14 protein-coding genes are annotated in these 15,621 nt (G+C 69.6%); 9 read left to right on the forward strand and 5 right to left on the reverse strand.

Translation table 11 applies throughout. The annotated features are described in order from the left end of the window. Window positions 1-86 precede the first annotated feature (86 nt). The 4 genes from VO99_RS18015 (at window position 87) to VO99_RS18030 (ending at window position 3,042) form a co-directional block, all read left to right on the forward strand. Window positions 87-362, forward strand: a complete 276-nt coding sequence (locus tag VO99_RS18015) for a YjiS-like domain-containing protein (RefSeq protein ID WP_046114295.1) — start codon at window positions 87-89, stop codon at window positions 360-362. A 102-nt stretch (window positions 363-464) separates the two neighbouring features. Then, window positions 465-1,301, forward strand: a complete 837-nt coding sequence (locus tag VO99_RS18020) for a class I SAM-dependent methyltransferase (protein ID WP_046114296.1) — start codon at window positions 465-467, stop codon at window positions 1,299-1,301. A 23-nt stretch (window positions 1,302-1,324) separates the two neighbouring features. Beyond that, window positions 1,325-1,846 carry a DUF3455 domain-containing protein gene (locus VO99_RS18025; RefSeq protein WP_046114297.1) on the forward strand — a complete coding sequence of 174 codons (522 nt, stop codon included), beginning with the start codon at window positions 1,325-1,327 and terminating at the stop codon, window positions 1,844-1,846. Continuing rightward, window positions 1,843-3,042 (forward strand): vanadium-dependent haloperoxidase, encoded by a 1,200-nt coding sequence (locus VO99_RS18030; RefSeq protein ID WP_232315411.1) that lies wholly within the window; start codon window positions 1,843-1,845, stop codon window positions 3,040-3,042. Before VO99_RS18025 ends, VO99_RS18030 begins: the two co-directional genes overlap by 4 nt. Before the next feature lie 378 nt (window positions 3,043-3,420). Here the strand turns inward: VO99_RS18030 and VO99_RS18040 are convergent, their stop codons facing one another. The 4 genes from VO99_RS18040 to VO99_RS18050 are packed head-to-tail and all read right to left on the reverse strand — an operon-like array spanning window position 3,421 to window position 6,108. Then, window positions 3,421-4,161 carry a PEP-CTERM sorting domain-containing protein gene (locus VO99_RS18040; protein ID WP_046114300.1) on the reverse strand — a complete coding sequence of 247 codons (741 nt, stop codon included), beginning with the start codon at window positions 4,159-4,161 and terminating at the stop codon, window positions 3,421-3,423. Window positions 4,162-4,195: 34 nt separating this feature from the next. After that, complete coding sequence (locus VO99_RS29645; RefSeq protein ID WP_198156988.1) at window positions 4,196-4,432, reverse strand: YjiS-like domain-containing protein; 237 nt, start codon at window positions 4,430-4,432, stop codon at window positions 4,196-4,198. Continuing rightward, window positions 4,416-4,661, reverse strand: coding sequence for a hypothetical protein (locus tag VO99_RS30365; protein ID WP_046114301.1), 246 nt, complete (start codon window positions 4,659-4,661; stop codon window positions 4,416-4,418). Before VO99_RS30365 ends, VO99_RS29645 begins: the two co-directional genes overlap by 17 nt. Window positions 4,662-4,695: 34 nt before the next feature. After that, window positions 4,696-6,108, reverse strand: a complete 1,413-nt coding sequence (locus tag VO99_RS18050) for an agmatine deiminase family protein (protein WP_046114302.1) — start codon at window positions 6,106-6,108, stop codon at window positions 4,696-4,698. 273 nt (window positions 6,109-6,381) lie between these two features. On the opposite strand from VO99_RS18050, the gene VO99_RS18055 reads away from it, so the two are divergent. The 4 genes from VO99_RS18055 to VO99_RS18070 all read left to right on the forward strand — a co-directional run bounded on the left by VO99_RS18055 (window position 6,382) and on the right by VO99_RS18070 (window position 12,234). Continuing rightward, window positions 6,382-6,993, forward strand: coding sequence for a LysE family translocator (locus VO99_RS18055; RefSeq protein WP_052736434.1), 612 nt, complete (start codon window positions 6,382-6,384; stop codon window positions 6,991-6,993). Between the two features lie 94 nt (window positions 6,994-7,087). Next, a complete protein-coding gene (locus VO99_RS28990) occupies window positions 7,088-9,946 on the forward strand; it encodes an ATP-binding protein (RefSeq protein ID WP_052736435.1) in 2,859 nt (952 codons plus the stop codon). A 33-nt stretch (window positions 9,947-9,979) separates the two neighbouring features. Then, window positions 9,980-10,717, forward strand: a complete 738-nt coding sequence (locus VO99_RS18065) for a response regulator (RefSeq protein ID WP_046114303.1) — start codon at window positions 9,980-9,982, stop codon at window positions 10,715-10,717. Beyond that, window positions 10,714-12,234 (forward strand): hybrid sensor histidine kinase/response regulator, encoded by a 1,521-nt coding sequence (locus tag VO99_RS18070; protein WP_083440713.1) that lies wholly within the window; start codon window positions 10,714-10,716, stop codon window positions 12,232-12,234. Before VO99_RS18065 ends, VO99_RS18070 begins: the two co-directional genes overlap by 4 nt. A 20-nt stretch (window positions 12,235-12,254) precedes the next feature. On the opposite strand, the gene VO99_RS18075 is transcribed toward VO99_RS18070, so the two are convergent. After that, complete coding sequence (locus VO99_RS18075) at window positions 12,255-14,309, reverse strand: hypothetical protein (RefSeq protein WP_157039628.1); 2,055 nt, start codon at window positions 14,307-14,309, stop codon at window positions 12,255-12,257. Between the two features lie 825 nt (window positions 14,310-15,134). Between VO99_RS18075 and VO99_RS31370 the strand changes: the two genes are divergently transcribed. After that, complete coding sequence (locus VO99_RS31370) at window positions 15,135-15,365, forward strand: hypothetical protein (RefSeq protein ID WP_232315412.1); 231 nt, start codon at window positions 15,135-15,137, stop codon at window positions 15,363-15,365. The last annotated feature ends 256 nt before the right edge of the window (window positions 15,366-15,621 follow it).

Genomic DNA, 15,621 nt, shown 5'->3' on the forward strand with positions numbered 1-15,621 from the left:
CCGGCGTTCGGCGGTTTGCCGCGGGCGGAACGCTCGCGGAACGCACCCGTTTGCACAGTTCGTTTCCTCACATGCAAGGACGAACGATGCACACCATCACCATTGCCCCCGGCCCCAGCGTGGCCAGCAAGGCACGCCGGCTGTCGCGGCCGGTATCGACCGGCCTGACCAGCCTGCGCGGCCACTGCCTACGCGTGCTGCAGGCCCATACCACGGCTCGCGCCTTGAAGGAGCTCGACAACCGCGTGCTGCGCGACCTCGGGCTGAGCCGCAGCGAGCTGCGCGCCGCCGGCGTCCAACGGCATGGCCTGGCCGAGCGCGAGCGATGGCCAAGCCTGTTTCGCACCCCGCTGCCGCGCTGAGCCGCGGTGAACCCGCCATTCGCTTTCCCCTGCGCGGCAGGCCAACCCCGTGCTCCGGCGGCTGCACATCCTCTCCTCAGACCCCCCTCGAACGAGAACCCCATGAACACGATGATCCAACCCACCAAGCGCCTCAGCCCCGACTTCACCGCCATCAAGCAGCGCCAGCAGGCGGCCTGGTCCAGCGGCGACTACGCCGTCGTCGGCACCACGCTGCAGATCGTCGGCGAGAACCTGGCCGAAGCGGCCGACGTGCGCGCCGGTGAGCAGGTGCTCGACGTGGCCGCCGGCAACGGCAATGCCACACTGGCTGCTGCGCGGCGCTTTGCGCTGGTCACCTCCACCGACTACGCACCTGCCCTGCTCGACAAGGGCCGTGCACGTGCCGAAGCCGAGGGCCTGGCGGTGCAGTTCCAGGTGGCCGACGCCGAGGCGCTGCCGTTTGCGGACGCGGGCTTCGATGTCACGCTCTCGACCTTCGGCGCGATGTTTGCGCCCGACCACGAGCGCACCGCCCGCGAGATGCTGCGCGTCACGCGGCCGGGCGGCCGCATCGGCCTGGCCAACTGGACGCCCGACAGCTTCATCGGCCGGCTGTTCAAGGTGATCGGCGCGCACGTGGCCCCGCCCGCGGGCGTCAAGCCGCCTTCGCTGTGGGGCACCGAAGAGCACCTGCAAACACTCTTCGGCGTGCAGGCGTCGCAGATCCATTGCCAGCGGCGTGTCTTCAATTTCCGCTACGCGTCGCCTGCGCACTTCGTGCAGGTGTTCCGCGACTACTACGGCCCGACGCACAAGGCCTTCGCTGCGCTCGATGCAACCGGCCAGCGTGCACTCGAGCGCGACCTGCACGCGCTGATGGATGCGCTGAACACCGCCGGCACGTCCTCGCTGGTGGTGCCGAGCCACTACCTCGAAGCCGTGATCCGCAAACGCTGAGCGGGTTCGAAGGAGCCCACACCATGAACTCAAAGACCTTTTTGCTCGCCGCCGGCGTGGTCCCAGGACTGGCTGCCTGCTCGGCAGTCACGCCGATGCCAATGCCTGTGCCCGAAGCCCTGCGGCCGGGCCCAGGCGCCACGCTGGCGCTGAGCGCCAGCGCGCGCGGCGTGCAGATCTACGAGTGCCGCGGCAGCCAGTGGAGCCTTGTCGCCCCACAGGCGGGCCTGTTCGACGCCACCGGCCGCACGATCGGCACGCACGGCGCGGGCCCCCACTGGCAGGCCAGTGACGGCAGCCGTGTTGTCGGCAGTGTCACCGCGCGTGCCGATGCGCCCGTGGCCGACGCGATCCCATGGCTGTTGCTGGCGGCCCGGCCGGGCGGCGAGACCCCAACCGCCGCAGGCTTGCTGATGGGCATCACCCAGATCCAGCGCGTCAACACCGCCGGCGGCAGCGCGCCGGCCGGTACTTGCCCCACCGCAGGCCAGACGCTGCGCGTGCCCTACAGCGCCGATTACCACTTCTACAAGAGCCAATCATGAACATGAACCACGTTCCCTTTGCCACCACGTTGATGTCGATCGCCGCCGCCTTTGCTGCGCCATGTGCCAACGCCGACGCCGTCACCGACTGGAATCGCAAGTCGGGTGACCTGATCACCGAAGCCAAGCTCGGCACGCCGCCTGCGGCTCGCGTGATGGCCATCGTGCAGACCGCGGCGTTGCAGGCGATCGAAGACGCTCAGCAGCGCCAGGCTTCGGCCGAAGCCGCACTGGCCGCCGCGCACCGCGTGACGTTGACCCGCCTGCTGCCCGCCCAACAGCCGGCGATCGACGCGGCCTACCAGGCGGCGCTGAACAGCGTGGCCGACGGTGCCGCGCGGAACAAGGGCATCTCCGCCGGAGAGGCCGCGGCCCAGGCCGTACTGGTCACGCGTGCCGAGGACGGCGCGAGCACGCCCGAAAGCCACCGCCCCTACACCACGGCGGGCATGTATGTGCCCACGGCCCCGATGGCGGTGCCGCAGTGGTCGCAGCGAAAGCCCTGGCTGATGGCCAGTGCCGCGCAATTCCGTCCGGCACCGCCGCCCGCGCTGAACAGCGAGCAGTGGGTGCGCGACTTCAACGAGGTCAAGGCGCTGGGGGGCAAGGCCGCCAGCACGCGGCGCAGTGCCGAGCAGACCGAAGCCGCACGCTTCTGGGAGTACTCGCTGCCGGCGATCTACCACGGCGTGGTGCAGTCGGTGGCGCAGCAGCCGCAGCGCGACCTGGCGCAAAACGCACGCCTCTATGCCGCGGTGGCGCAGGCGATGGACGATGCACTGATCGCCGTGTTCGATGCCAAGTACCACTACCAGTTCTGGCGCCCGGCCACGGCCATCCGCAACGGCGACCTCGACGGCAACGACGCGACGGTACGCGACGCCGCCTGGACACCGCTGATCGAAGCGCCGATGCACCCCGAGTACCCGAGCGGCCACAGCATCCTCGCGACGTCGGTGGCCACGGTGCTCGACGCCGAGGTGCAGGGCGGCACGATGCCGGTGCTGGCCACCAGCAGCCCCACCGCCAAAGGCACAACACGCCGCTGGCAGCGCACCGATGACTTTGTGCGCGAGGTGTCGGACGCGCGTGTGCACGGCGGCATTCACTTCCGCTCGGCGACCAACGCAGCAGAGGCGATGGGGCGGCAGATCGGCGGGTTGGCGGTGCAGCAGATCCTGCGGCCTGCACCGTGATGGAACGGGGTGACGCGGCGCGCCGGAGTGCCGCGGCCTGCGGTTCACAGCGCCGAGCGGCAGGTGCCTGGATCCTGCGCTAGGCGGGGTGCCGCACAAGCGGGCCGGTGGCCCGGTGCTGGTGCCCGATGACGCCGAAAGGCCGGTGGCCGCGGCGCCGGTGGCGCCGGCATGGCGGCCCGGACGGACTGGCTGCTCGAGCGCCAGGCGCTGCAACGCTCTGCGGCCAGTGCTGCCTGGGTGGGCGCTGGGCGAGGCCAACGCCATCCCGCTGCTGACGCCCGGCATGCGCTTCTAGCGACCAAGACCCGCGCCCTTGTTCGTGTTGCTCGCGCGGTCGACCGCGTCAGATGCTCGCGCCGGCCGCAGACCTGTACGTCATGGGTGTCTCGCGCGGCCTTCAGCGTGTCGTTCCTGCATGCGCCGCCGTGCCGTGAACCACAGGGCTGCCAAGCCGCCGCCCAGCAAGGTGAGGCTGTGGGGTTCAGGCACTGACGCAGGCGGCGCGTCCGGGTCGTCGAACTCGATCTGGAACGCCATGGATGCCTGCAAGGACCCCCAGCTACCGTAGTGCTCGCGCCAGGTGGCAGCGCCTGCAGTCGCATGGGAGGTGGCCCAGAACCAGCTGTCATCGTCCCCGGTGGTGTCGTTCTGAATGGCCAGCCAGTAGGCGGAACCCGGGGCCAGCGTCCACTGTTCCCCCACCTGCACGGCGTACTCATAGATCTGCGCACCCTGTTCGCCCGTGGCGGTCACCAGGAACTGGCCCGTGGCCGTGCGGCTCACCGGATTCGCCGGATAAAAGCTCTTGGCGTGCAGCGGCTCCCCTGTTGGCGCGGGAAGGCTGTCGCTCCACAGGCGCACGCTGAAGAGGTCACCTGCCGGTGCGCCGTCGCCAAAGAGATAACCTCCCCACCAGCGCAAGGTGCGGGGAACGGCCACGTGGCCGGGGGCAGCCGCCCCGAAGCGATCTGCGACTTCGGCGCGGGTACCACCGGGATCATGGTAGTCCGACACATAGCCTTGCCTCAGGTCAGGCAGGCCACCGTCGTAGAGAACAGGCGCGGCCTGGACGGCGGAGCACAGGGCCGTCAGGCTGCAAAGAAGCATTAAGCGCATCACGGTGTCCTTGAAGGTATTGATCGAAGCCGTGTCACCAAAGCCACGGCGACTTGCCGAGCTCCCGCTGCCAGTCGTGTTCACACAGGCCGATGTCCCTTAGCTCGCAGGGGCTCAGGCGCGCCAGCTCGCGCCGACCTTGACGGCGGCGCCTGTGGGCTTCCAGGGCACGCTGCAGGCGGTCGATGGTCCGGTGCAGCGGCCGTGGCAGCGACCGGGCGATGCACCCGAGGCGCTGCACATGCGAAGTGCTGTCAATCGTGTGCGTCATGACCGGGCTCCGAGGCCAGCAAGCGGGTGTGCACATGACGCGGCAAGCGCTCGAGCCGCACGGCGTCGGCCTGGCCGACGAATTTCCAGCCCTGCGGCAGCTTGACGAAGACAAAGGCGGTGGGGGGATCGATGTAAACGTCGAAGTCGCTGACCAACGGCGCGGGTGCGGCCGACGTCGACAGGGCAGCCACCGTCAGGCAGCAGGCGGCAACAAAGGGGATGTTCATGGTGTGTCCTTGGGAACAGGGTGGGAGGAGGAGGTCAGGCCGCCGGCACGGCGGGGAGGTGCTGGGAGATGCAGTGCATGCCGCCACCGCCCACCACCAGGGCGTCGACGTCGATGGCCACCACACGACGGCCCGGATAACGGGCGGCAACGATCTGCTGGAACAGCTGGTCCTTGCCGGCCAGCGCGGCGTCGCGCCCGGGCTTGTGGAAGCGCGGCACCAGCACCAGGCCGTTGGTGACGATGAAGTTCATGTAGCTGGCCGGCAGCGCCATGCGCACCGGCTCGCGGCGCCGGAAGCGCTCTGCACCCCCCAGCCGGTGCACCGGATGGGCATCCAGGTCGGCGATGAACTCGTAGGCGCCGTCCCCGGGCACCAGTTCCACCAGGATGCTGCCGGGTTCGGGCACGCGCACCACGGTCAGCGGCCGGCCGTCCTGGTCGGTCGCCTGCGACAGGAGGCGCGCGGCCTCGTCGAGGATGGACCGGTTGAGGGCCGCCAGCGGATCGCCCACCGCCGCGGCTGCGGCCAGGTCGGCATCGGTCACCTCCGGCAGCAGCAGCGTCCGGTCGTCGACCCAGGCCACCAGTTCATCGATGTGGTTGACACCGATGTTGTAGACCGGGTCCTTCCCGAAGTCATACGGCGTCTGCAGCACCGTGTGCGCATCGGTGGCCAGCCCGCGCGGCAGCCAGATCACATGCCGCACGCCCAGGCTGCGACGCAGTTCCTGCTCCACCTGCGGGCGGCTCAGCCCCGGGTTGCGCCCCAGCAGGCCCAGTTCGGTGGCCACCACCGTGCCGCGACCGTTGAAGTGCAGGTTGCCGCCTTCGGCCACCAGGCTGCTGCGCCGCACGCCATGGCCGAGGGCCGAGGCCACACGCAGCGACAGGTCGTTGTCATGCTCATAGACGGCGCGGGTCACCGGTCCGGCAAACGGCAGGTAGCCATAACCGTCGAACTCGAAGTCCACCACCGACAGGCCGCCCTGGCCGTCGTGCAGGAAGATGCCGCCGTAGTCACGCAACCAGTAGTCGGCATGGGCGGCAGTGACGAACCGCAGCCGCTGCGCCAGCAGCGCCGCCGGCACACCACGCTGCAGCAGCGCCTCGCGCAGCGCAGCAACGTCCGCGGCGGCCGGCTGACCGTCGGGCCCGGCATTGCAGAGGTAGACCACCGGCAATTCGGTGATCAGCGCCTGCACCATCTCGACCTGCGTCAGCAGGTTGGACCAGCCTTGTTTGTATTCCAGCGTGGGCGACGCCAGCAGCATCGCCTGGTGTGGCTCGGTTTCCGCGGGCACCCGTGGACCGGCAGGCAGGGCGCCGCTGTCGCTGTCGCTGCCGCCGCCGCAGGCGGCCAGCAGCAGGCTGGCAGTGCCGGCCAGCAGCAGGTCGCGTCGTCGCAGGCGGACGGCGCCGCAGGTGCAAGGTGGGGTGCGTGACATTGGGGGCTCCGGGATGTGGGGAAGCCAGCCACTGTCGGCTGCCCCTGTCACGCGGCGACTGCACGCCACGGGGGCCTGGGTTGCGTGTGTCACGCCATGTCATGCCGCGGCACCCTGCAGGCCGCTGCCCGCGGGCACCGGCGCGACGAGCGCGGTCCGCGCTACAGCCCACGTGACAGGTGCAACCTGCGTGACAAAGCAGGTGGCAGGGCGATGACAAACACCGCCAAAACTGCACGGCTTCCTGTAGCCAACGGCCCCCGGCACCCCGACATGCAGTCCGACACCTGGTTTCTCTTCGTGAGCGTGGTCACCGCCGTGATCGTTCTCCCCGGCCCGGCCGCCTGCCTGTGTGCCAGCCAGGGCGCGGCGCTGGGCGTGCTGCGCAGCCTGCACACCGTGGCGGGTGGCACGCTGTCGGCGCTGGTGCTGCTGAGCGCCTCGGCCGTCGGCCTGGGTGCGGCAATGCAGCAGGTGCCCTGGCTGGGCGAGCTGCTGCGCTGGTCGGGCGTCGGCTACCTGGTCTTGTTGTCGCTGCGGCAGTGGCGGTGCGTTGCGCATCGGGCGACCGATGTGATGGCGCACCCCGCCACCGGCTGGCAGGGCCTCCGCGCGGGCTTCCTGCTGGGCCTGACCAATCCAAAGGATCTGCTGTTCTTTGGTGCGCTGCTGCCCCCCTTCATCGACGCCACACGGCCGCTGGGCTGGCAGTTCGCCACCATGTTCGCGACCTGGGCCGCCATCGACGGCGTGGTGATGACCGCCTACGCCGTGCTGGGCTGGCGCTGCGCCGGGGGCCGTGCGGCGCCGGGCGGCCCCCGGCTGCGCCGCCTGTCGGCCGCAGCCATGCTGCTGTCGGCCGGCCTGCTGGCGTTACAAACGTGACATTCGCGGGCCCGCGCCGTGATGCGGGCGCAACCGCCGGTCGCCAGCATGGCGGCCTGATCCGAACCGGCATCCGCGCCGGCGCATCGCTGCCTTGCCCCTGCTCCGATCCCTCACCGGCAAGACCCTGCTCCGCCTGGCCCTCAGCGGCACCGTGCTGCTGTTGTTGGCCACGGCGCTGGGGGCCTACTTCCTGTATCGGCAGGCCGAGCGTCAGGCCACCGGCGCGTTGGCGGCCGAGGCGAGCGAGCGTGCGCGGGTCGCGACCCAGGTGTTCCGCTACACCGTGGAGACCCACGTGGCGCTGCGCCAGGCCTTCATCCAGCAGTGGCCGGCCTACCGCACGCCGCAGGTGCTGCAGCGTTTCGAGGCGCTGATGGCGCGTTACCCCGACGGTTCCATGCGCAGCCGTCGCGAGATCGCCGACGGGCGGCGCTTTCCCACCGGCTGGATCGCCCGCGAGCACGAGGTGGACGACGAACTGCGCCAGCGCATGGTGCTGTTCCACGACCTGTCGCAGCGCTACGGGCCCGGTGCCGCGCTGCGGCATGACAACCTGTACTTTGTCGGTCTGCCCCAGCAGTCCAACATGGGCTACGACCCGGAGCTGTTCCCGGACTGGATCTTCGACATCGGCGACCACTACGACCAGCTCCAGTTCGACTGGGGCCGCACCGCCTACGCGCCCGCCCGGCCCGGGGACGGCCCGCGTTTTTCCACGCCGGAAGTGGACGACGTCGATCCGCGCCACGGCGCCACCTTCGCCGTGGTCACGCCCATCCACCTGGGCGAACGCCACGTGGCGGCGGTGTGCACCACGCTGCGGCTGTCGGACGTGCTGTCGCGGGTGTTGCCCCCTTCTCCCCGTGCGCGGCAGCTCATCTTCCATCGCAACGGCCGGCTGATCGCGGACACCGCCCGCTACGACAGTGCGCTGCCCAGCCTGGAACGGGTGCAGCTGCAGCCTGCGGGCGACGGCCTGGAGGCCACCCTGTTGGCGCTGGTGCAGCGGCCCGGCGGCGCCGTGCCCTGGCGCTTCAGCCATGCCGACGATCTCTACGTGGCGGTATCGGCCATCGAAGGACCCGACTGGTACGTGGCCGCCACGGTGCCCGGCTCGGTGGTGCGCTCCGGTGCCATGCGCACCGCCATGTGGGCGCTGTGGCTGGGCGCGGCGGCCCTGCTGGCGCTGTTGAGCACGGTGTGGGTGGTGTTGCGCAACCATGTGGCAGTGCCGCTGGGCGCGCTCACCCGGGCAGCAGAGCGGCTGGCCGCCGGCGATACGGCGGTGCGCCTGCCCGACGGCCGCGCCGACGAGCTGGGCCGCCTGTCGGCTGCGTTCAACCAGATGGTCAGCCAGGTGGCGCTGCGCGACGCCTCGCTGCGCGCGGACAAGCAGCAGATCGAAGAGGCACTCACCGCCGTGCGCCTGACCGAAGAGCGCTGGCGCGCGATGACCGACAACGCCTCCGACTTCATCGCGGTGGTGGACGAGCAAGGCCGCTTCCGCTATGCCAGCCCGTCGGTGCAGCGCATGCTGGGCGTGTCGCCGCAGGCCTTGCTCGGCCGGCCGGCGCTCGACCTGGTGCCGCCCGACGAAGCCCAGCGGCTGCAGGCCCGGCTGGCCGCGCCCACCGGCGGCCCGGTGGAGTTCCGCGCCCGCCATGCGGATGGCGGCCTGCGGGTGCTTGAAGCCGTCAGCAGCGACATGCGGGCGCACCCGGCGGTGCAGGGCCTGGTGCTCAACATCCGCGATGTGACGCAGGCCGTGGACGCCGAGCGCGAGATTGCCCACCAGCGCGAGACGCTGCACCAGCGTGAGAAGCTGTCGGCCCTGGGCAGCCTGCTGGCCGGTGTGGCGCACGAGCTGAACAACCCGCTGACCGTGGTCATCGGACGTGCACGCCAGCTGCAGGACACCACGCCGGACACGCAGACGCAAGAGGCCGCCGGCAAGATCTGCCAGGCGGCTGAACGCTGCTCCCGCATCGTCAAGACCTTCCTGGCCATGGCCCGGCGCGAAGCCCCTCGCCGTGCCCCGGTGGACGTCAACCGGGTGGTCACCGACGCACTGGACTTGCTGGCGTACAACCTGCGCAGCAGCGGCGTGGCGGTGCAGACCCGGTTGGCCCCCGGGCTGCCACCAGTGATGGCGGACGCAAGCCAGCTCGGCCAGGTGCTGGTGAACCTGCTGACCAATGCGCAGCAGGCCTTGCAAGGCCGAGGCGATCCGCTGGTGCGCATCATCACCCGCTGGGCCGACGGCTCGGTGTGGGTGGAAGTGGCGGACAACGGTCCCGGCGTGCCGGCGGCGCTGGCGCCGCGCGTGTTCGAGCCGTTTTTCACCACCAAAGGCGTGGGCGAAGGCACCGGCGTGGGCCTGTCGGTCAGCCTCGCCATTGTGCAGGCCCACGGCGGCCACCTGCGGCTGGAGGCATCGCCGCAAGGTGCGCGCTTCGTGATGCGGCTGCCCGCGGGCGCCACGCTGGCGGCCCAAGCCCCGGCACTGCCGGCAACGGCCGAGGCGCCCCAGCCGCAGGCCACGCCGCAAGTGCTGGTGGTGGACGACGAACCGGAGATCGCGCAGCTGCTGGCGGAGATCCTGGGGGCGGGTGGTTGCCAGGTGCAGGTCGCCCACGATGGCCAGGAGGCGCTGGCGCTGCTGGCGCACCATCCGGTGGACGTGGTGCTGACCGACTTCAAGATGCCCGGCCTGGACGGCGCTGGACTGCATGCGGAGATCCTGCGCCGGCAGCCCAGGCTGGCCCGCCGCGTCATCGTCGTCACCGGCGACACCTTGAGCAGCGAGTCGCAGGCCTTCCTGCGCACCAGCGGCCTGCGGGTGCTGGACAAGCCCTTCCGCAAGGACGACGTGCTGCGGGCCGTGCGGGAGGTGGGCGCCCTCGCGTCGCCGGGCGTGGGCATGGAAGAATCCGCGCCGACGCCGCACTGAGCGGCTGCGTTCCCGGTCGAAGCAGGACACGACATGAACGATTCCCGACCCTCGCTGCTCGTGGTGGACGACGAGCCAGAACTGCGTGAGGTGCTGGCCGAGTACTTCGGCCGCCACGGCCTGGCGGTCGCCACCGCGGCTGATGCGCAGCAGGCGCGACAGCGCATCGCCGAGGCCGACGTCGAGCTGGTGGTGCTGGACATCAACATGCCGGGCGAGAACGGCCTGTCACTGGCCCGCTGGCTGCGCGAAAGCCGGCCCCGGCTGGGCATCGTGCTGCTGACGGCGGCTGGCGAACCGGTGGACCGCGTGGTGGGCCTGGAAATCGGCGCCGACGACTACGTCGCCAAGCCCTTTGACCTGCGCGAGCTGCTGGCCCGCGTGCGTGCGGTGCTGCGCCGCGCGAGCCTGGTGCCGCCCGCCACCGATGCCGCGGCCGCCGCCGCGCAGCCGCAGGTGCGGTTTGGCCGCTGCCTGCTGCTGATGGACGAGCGCCGCCTGCTGGACGCCGAGGGCCTGGAGGTGCCCATCTCCAGCGGCGAATACGACCTGCTCGCCACCTTCGCCCGTGCGCCCAACCGTGCGCTCAACCGTGACCAGCTGATGGACATGATGCATGGTCGCCAATGGGACGTGTACGACCGATCCATCGACATGCGCGTGATGCGGCTGCGCCGCAAGATCGAGCGCAACCCGGACAAGCCAGAGGTCATCAAGACCGTGCGCAACGTGGGCTACATGTTCGTGGCCCGCACCGCCGACGCCGCATGACGGCGCAGGCTGAACCCGCCCGCCTGGCCGCATTGCTGGACCGCATGGCCGACCTGGTGCTGGTGGCCGACGACAAGGGCCGCATCGTGCATGCCAGCGCGGCGCTGGCCGAGTTGCTGGGCCAGTCGCCCGGGCAGCTGCAGGGCCAGCCCGCCGGTGCCTTTGGCGTCGTCCTGCCCGATGCGGCCGAAGGCAGCGCTGAGACCGGCTGGCTGCGCATCGGCCGCGGCGCTGCGCCCCGCTGGCTGCAGCAACAGCGCGGCCGCTGGCTGCTGACGGACGGCGCGGTGCTGCACTGGTGGACGGCGCGCCCGGCACCGCAGGGTGCGGCCGCGCCGCCGCTGCCGGAGAGCGCGGCGCTGGACCGCCAGCGCGAGGCCCTCCGCCAGGCCGACAAGCTCGGCGCCATGGGCAGCCTGCTCGCCGGGGTCTCGCATGAGCTGAACAACCCGCTGGCCATCGTGATGAGCCGCGCCGGGCTGCTGGAAGACAAGTGCCGCGACCCGGCGCTGCTGCAGCACATCGTGCGGCTGCGCGAAGCGGCCGAGCGCTGCGGCCGCATCGTGCGCACCTTCCTCAACATGGCCCGGCGCCGGCCCGCAGCCCGGGCCCCGGTGGACCTCAACACGCTGGTGCAGGCGGCTGCCGAGCTGCTGGCGTACTCGATGCGCACCCATGGCATCCAGGTCACGCTGTCGCTGGCGCCGGGGCTGCCGCCGGTGTTGGCGGATGCCGACGAGCTGGGCCAGGTCATCCTGAACCTGCTGGTCAACGCACGCGACGCACTGGCCGACATGCCGCCGGGCAGCCGTCAAGTGCACGTGGAGACCGGCTTGGAAGCCCGGCGCGCCACCCGCGAGCCGCGCGTCGTGGCCCGGGTCATGGACAACGGGCCAGGCGTGCCGGCGGACCTGGCAGCGCGCATCTTCGAGCCTTGGTTCACCACCAAGCCGCCCGGCAGCGGTACCGGCATGGGACTGTCCATGTCGCGCCAAGCCCTGCAGAGCCATGGCGGCGACCTGGTGCTGGAGGCAATGAAGCCGGCTCAGCCCGGCGCCTCCTTCCGGCTGAGCGTGCCGACGGCGCCCGTGCCGGCCTGCACCCCTGCACAGCCTGCGGGAGCCGAGCCTGGCGCACACCGCGGCGGCCGCGTGCTGGTGGTGGACGATGAGGAGGACGTCGCAGACCTGCTGCGCGACCTGCTGCAGGCGGTGGGCTTCAACGTCACGGTGGCCGGCTCGGTCAGCGATGCATTGGGCGAGATCCAGGCAGGGGCCTTCGATGCGGTGGTGTCCGATGTGCGGATGCCGGACATGGAGGGCACGGCACTGCTGCAGGCCCTGGCCAGCGTCGATGCTGCACTGGCCAGACGCACGCTGTTTGTCACCGGGGACACGTTGTCCCCGGCAACCAGTGCACTGTTGCAGGACAGCGGGTGCCTCTACCTCGAAAAACCATTCGACAACGCGCGGCTACTCGAGGTCGTGCGGCAACTGGTGGACAGCAGCCGCCCCTAGCGTGATCGTTGGGGTTCGACTCAACGAGCGGCGGGCCGGACGGCGACGCGAGCGGGCGCCGCCGCCTCGAACGTCCAGTGGATCACGCTACCGGCCGGGGCGCCGTTGTCGTGAACCCCGGAGAAGGACCTCGTGGAAGCGATCTGCACCCCTTCAGACAAGAAGTAGTCGCCACCGATGTTCACGGTCTTCTTCAGCGGACCGCCGAAGTCGCAGCGCCCTTCCACTTCAACCTCCTTGCCCTTGGTAAAGGCCATGCCGACAACGACCATGGGTTGGCTGTCGAGATGGATGCGCAAGTAGGTGTTGGATTCGTTCGGCGGGATGGGAACCACCTCGCTGTAGTCGAACTGGCAATTGCCGGCCCGGTACGAGCGCTGGACCGACATGGTTCCCTCCTGCACCACGTAGTCGCGATACGGTGCCTGCGCATCCTGTCCCGGCTTGAGCACCCAGGTGGCCGTGGTGGTCCGGACAGCGCCACCGGTGCCCTTGTCGACGTTTGTGCTGTTCATGACGAAGGAGGCCGGCAGTGCTTGCGCCTGCACGATCGACGGTTTCGCTTGGCGGCGGCTGTTGCCGCCCTCGGGCAGGTCGACCGAGAAGGTCAGGTCCAGCGGCTCCCCGCCCTGCGCGGCAAAGCCGAGCGGGACCTCGCCGGTGAAGCGGAAGCTGAAGTCGGCCAGCTGTTCCACGCCACTCCACGGCAGCGTCACCAGCTTTTTTCCGTCGTTGAACACCGACACCGCGTAGTGCGCGATCTTCTCCGGGACGATGCCATCCACCGTCAGGTCCAGCAGCAACACGTCGGCTTCGCCGTCGCCCACCAGGGTGCTCGGCTGCACGGTGCTGCCGTCCTTGACTTCCTGGCCGGTGACGCCGTCGTGGGCACGCACCAGGTCCCGGATGCGGATGTCGCGCCCGTTGGTCGTCAGTTCAACCCCTTCTTTGTAGCGGGCCGCGGCACCCAGTTCACGGTACGCGTCCTGCAGGGACAGTCCCTGCTGCAGCCAACCGAACATCAGGTCGGCAATGTAGTGCGCATGAGCGTTGGACACGACGCCGCTCCAGCCCACGAAGACGCTGTCCGCTCCTTGTAGTGCCCGCCGTATGCCGCTGTTGTGTGAGGCACCCAGCAAACACGCATCAAAGTACACCAGCTTCTTTGACAGTCCCGAGCGGTACGCTGCCCGGAAAAAGTCGTCGACCAACCAGATCACGGCTTTGTCGTCGTGAATGAGGACTTCGACCCCCTTGAGCAAGAACTTGGGCAGTTGCTCCTTGGCCAAGTCCAGTGTCTCCGCAGAAAGCCCTGCCTTGCAGGGCATGAGCGGAGCACCGGTCACCGCGTCGTGGCAGATTTCAGTGCCGTGGGTGACTGCATAGATCACGTCGTAGTGGTCGAACTCGGCGAAATCAAGTGCCGTTGCATGCCGGCCGCCGCGCGTGTCGTTGATGCGCGCCGTCACCTCGTAGCCCTCGGTCTCCCTCAACAGATCAAGCACCGCGTCCGCGCCGGTCCCGATACCCTGCCAGCGGTAGGGTGCGAGCACCACAGCGCTTTTGACCGGACTGTCGGGATTCACCACCCCGAGCGTCGCCTGCCTTGTTTCTAGCGCCCTGGTTTTTCCCCGAGCACTTTCTGCCGCCTTGGTTCGGGCGGGTGGGGTGCCGTCAACCGCTGCTGTCATCAAGGAACTGGCCGACACGATCCAGACAGGCCGCCCCTCGGGCAGTCGAAAGCGCAGGGTGTTGTTGTCATGCTGTATGACGACACCGGGCGCCTCGTTTTGCAGCGCCCTGGCGACCTCCGCCATGCGCACCCCGGTGCGTACTTGGGCGTCATACTTGTGGCCCAGTTCTAGACTTCTGGCGATCACGCTGGGTGATACGTCGCCCCAAGTGCAAGCGTAGACCTGCACTTCACACTCGATCCCCTCCGTCGAGATCTCGACGGGATCCGAGCCCCCGCCACATGCGGACAGGGTCAAGGCGGATGCAAGTCCAACGATCCAGGAGGCGGTGCGTCGCGGGAACGACGTGCACTGGCGCCGCCAGCGGGAATACAGCGTCATCGGATTTCCTTCTTTCGAACATGGAGGGACGGTCGCCGAACGGCGGCGTCGAACAGCCAGTGTTCAAAAGGCAGGTCACCCGGCTTCTGCAGAGTGGGCGCGCGGCTGTTTCATTTGTCACCGCTGCATTGCAGGCCACGGATGATGCGAGTTGGAGCGGGAGCCGGTCTCAAGTCAGATCCACCCCCGTGATCGGCAGGTGGTGCAGCCGATGACTTGTCGCATCGAACACGGCGTTGGCCACCGCGCCGCAACGCCGACCCTCACCACCTTGCCGAGGCCTCCGACGCTCTGCGGGTCGAGGGGGGGTCCAGCTCGTCGATGAAGTCGACGTCGATGCGGCCGATGTCGCCGGCGACCGGACCACGTCCCTGCCAGGTGGCCTTCATGAAGCCGGCATGCCGCGGGACGATTTGGCTGACGCCCGCAGGGCCCCGCGATGTTCCAGACCACCTGGCCTGCAACGGGACATGGTGTGGCGAGACGGACGGGCCACGCAAAAGCCAATGCGCGCGAGCACATCCGGGAAGCCGCGAGAAAAGGCGGCTCAGTCGCGCGGCGGCGCCGGCCTGAACGTTCGCGAAGTGGCGGATGCCGTGGGCATCAAGCCCGCGAGCCGCTACCACCACTTTGCCCACCAAGCCCACCGTGGCGCGGCGGTGGCGAAGCGGTACGGGGAGGAAACTGCCAAGGCACTCGCTGCAAGGCGGGGCGAGGCAGTAGACCGCGCGGAAGCCCTCCGCGACGCCCCAACCACGTTTGGATGTTGTTGCAAGATGGCGACCGCCTCTGCCTGGGGAGATCCATGTGGCGGAGTAAGACAACGTGCCTGACAACGTGAAGGCCACGGTGAAGGCGTTCGCGGGCGTCAACACCACCTGGTTGACAAGAGTGCTGGTGGCCACCGGACTCACCCACGTTGCGAGCGCCGAACGTGCACGGGCGGTCCACGCGGCAGTCGCTGGGGCACAGCGCATGGCGCTGGGACGGTCGGACAGCGCGCGCTGCGATTCGCTGATCGAGGCGCATCGCAAAACCGGCCTGCTCGCGGTGTAGAACCAAGAGGAGTCGTCCGACAGGCAGGCAGCCAAAACTACACCGTCAGCAGAACGGGTGCAAGGTGTCGACGCGCCTGCATTGCATTCTGGTCCTGCGCCAACCGGCGGTCGTGCTCCGGGAACGACCTCCAGATCGGACACTGCAAGTCGGGCTCGCGCATGACGCAGAGGCCAACCAGACGGAGCCGAGGTGGGAGGACCGCTCGTGGCCCGTAGCCCTCCGTCAGGTTCCGCTTGGCGGACATCAACGCAAG

Source organism: Aquincola tertiaricarbonis (genome assembly GCF_000969605.1).
Taxonomy (GTDB): Bacteria; Pseudomonadota; Gammaproteobacteria; order Burkholderiales; family Burkholderiaceae_C; genus Aquincola; species Aquincola tertiaricarbonis.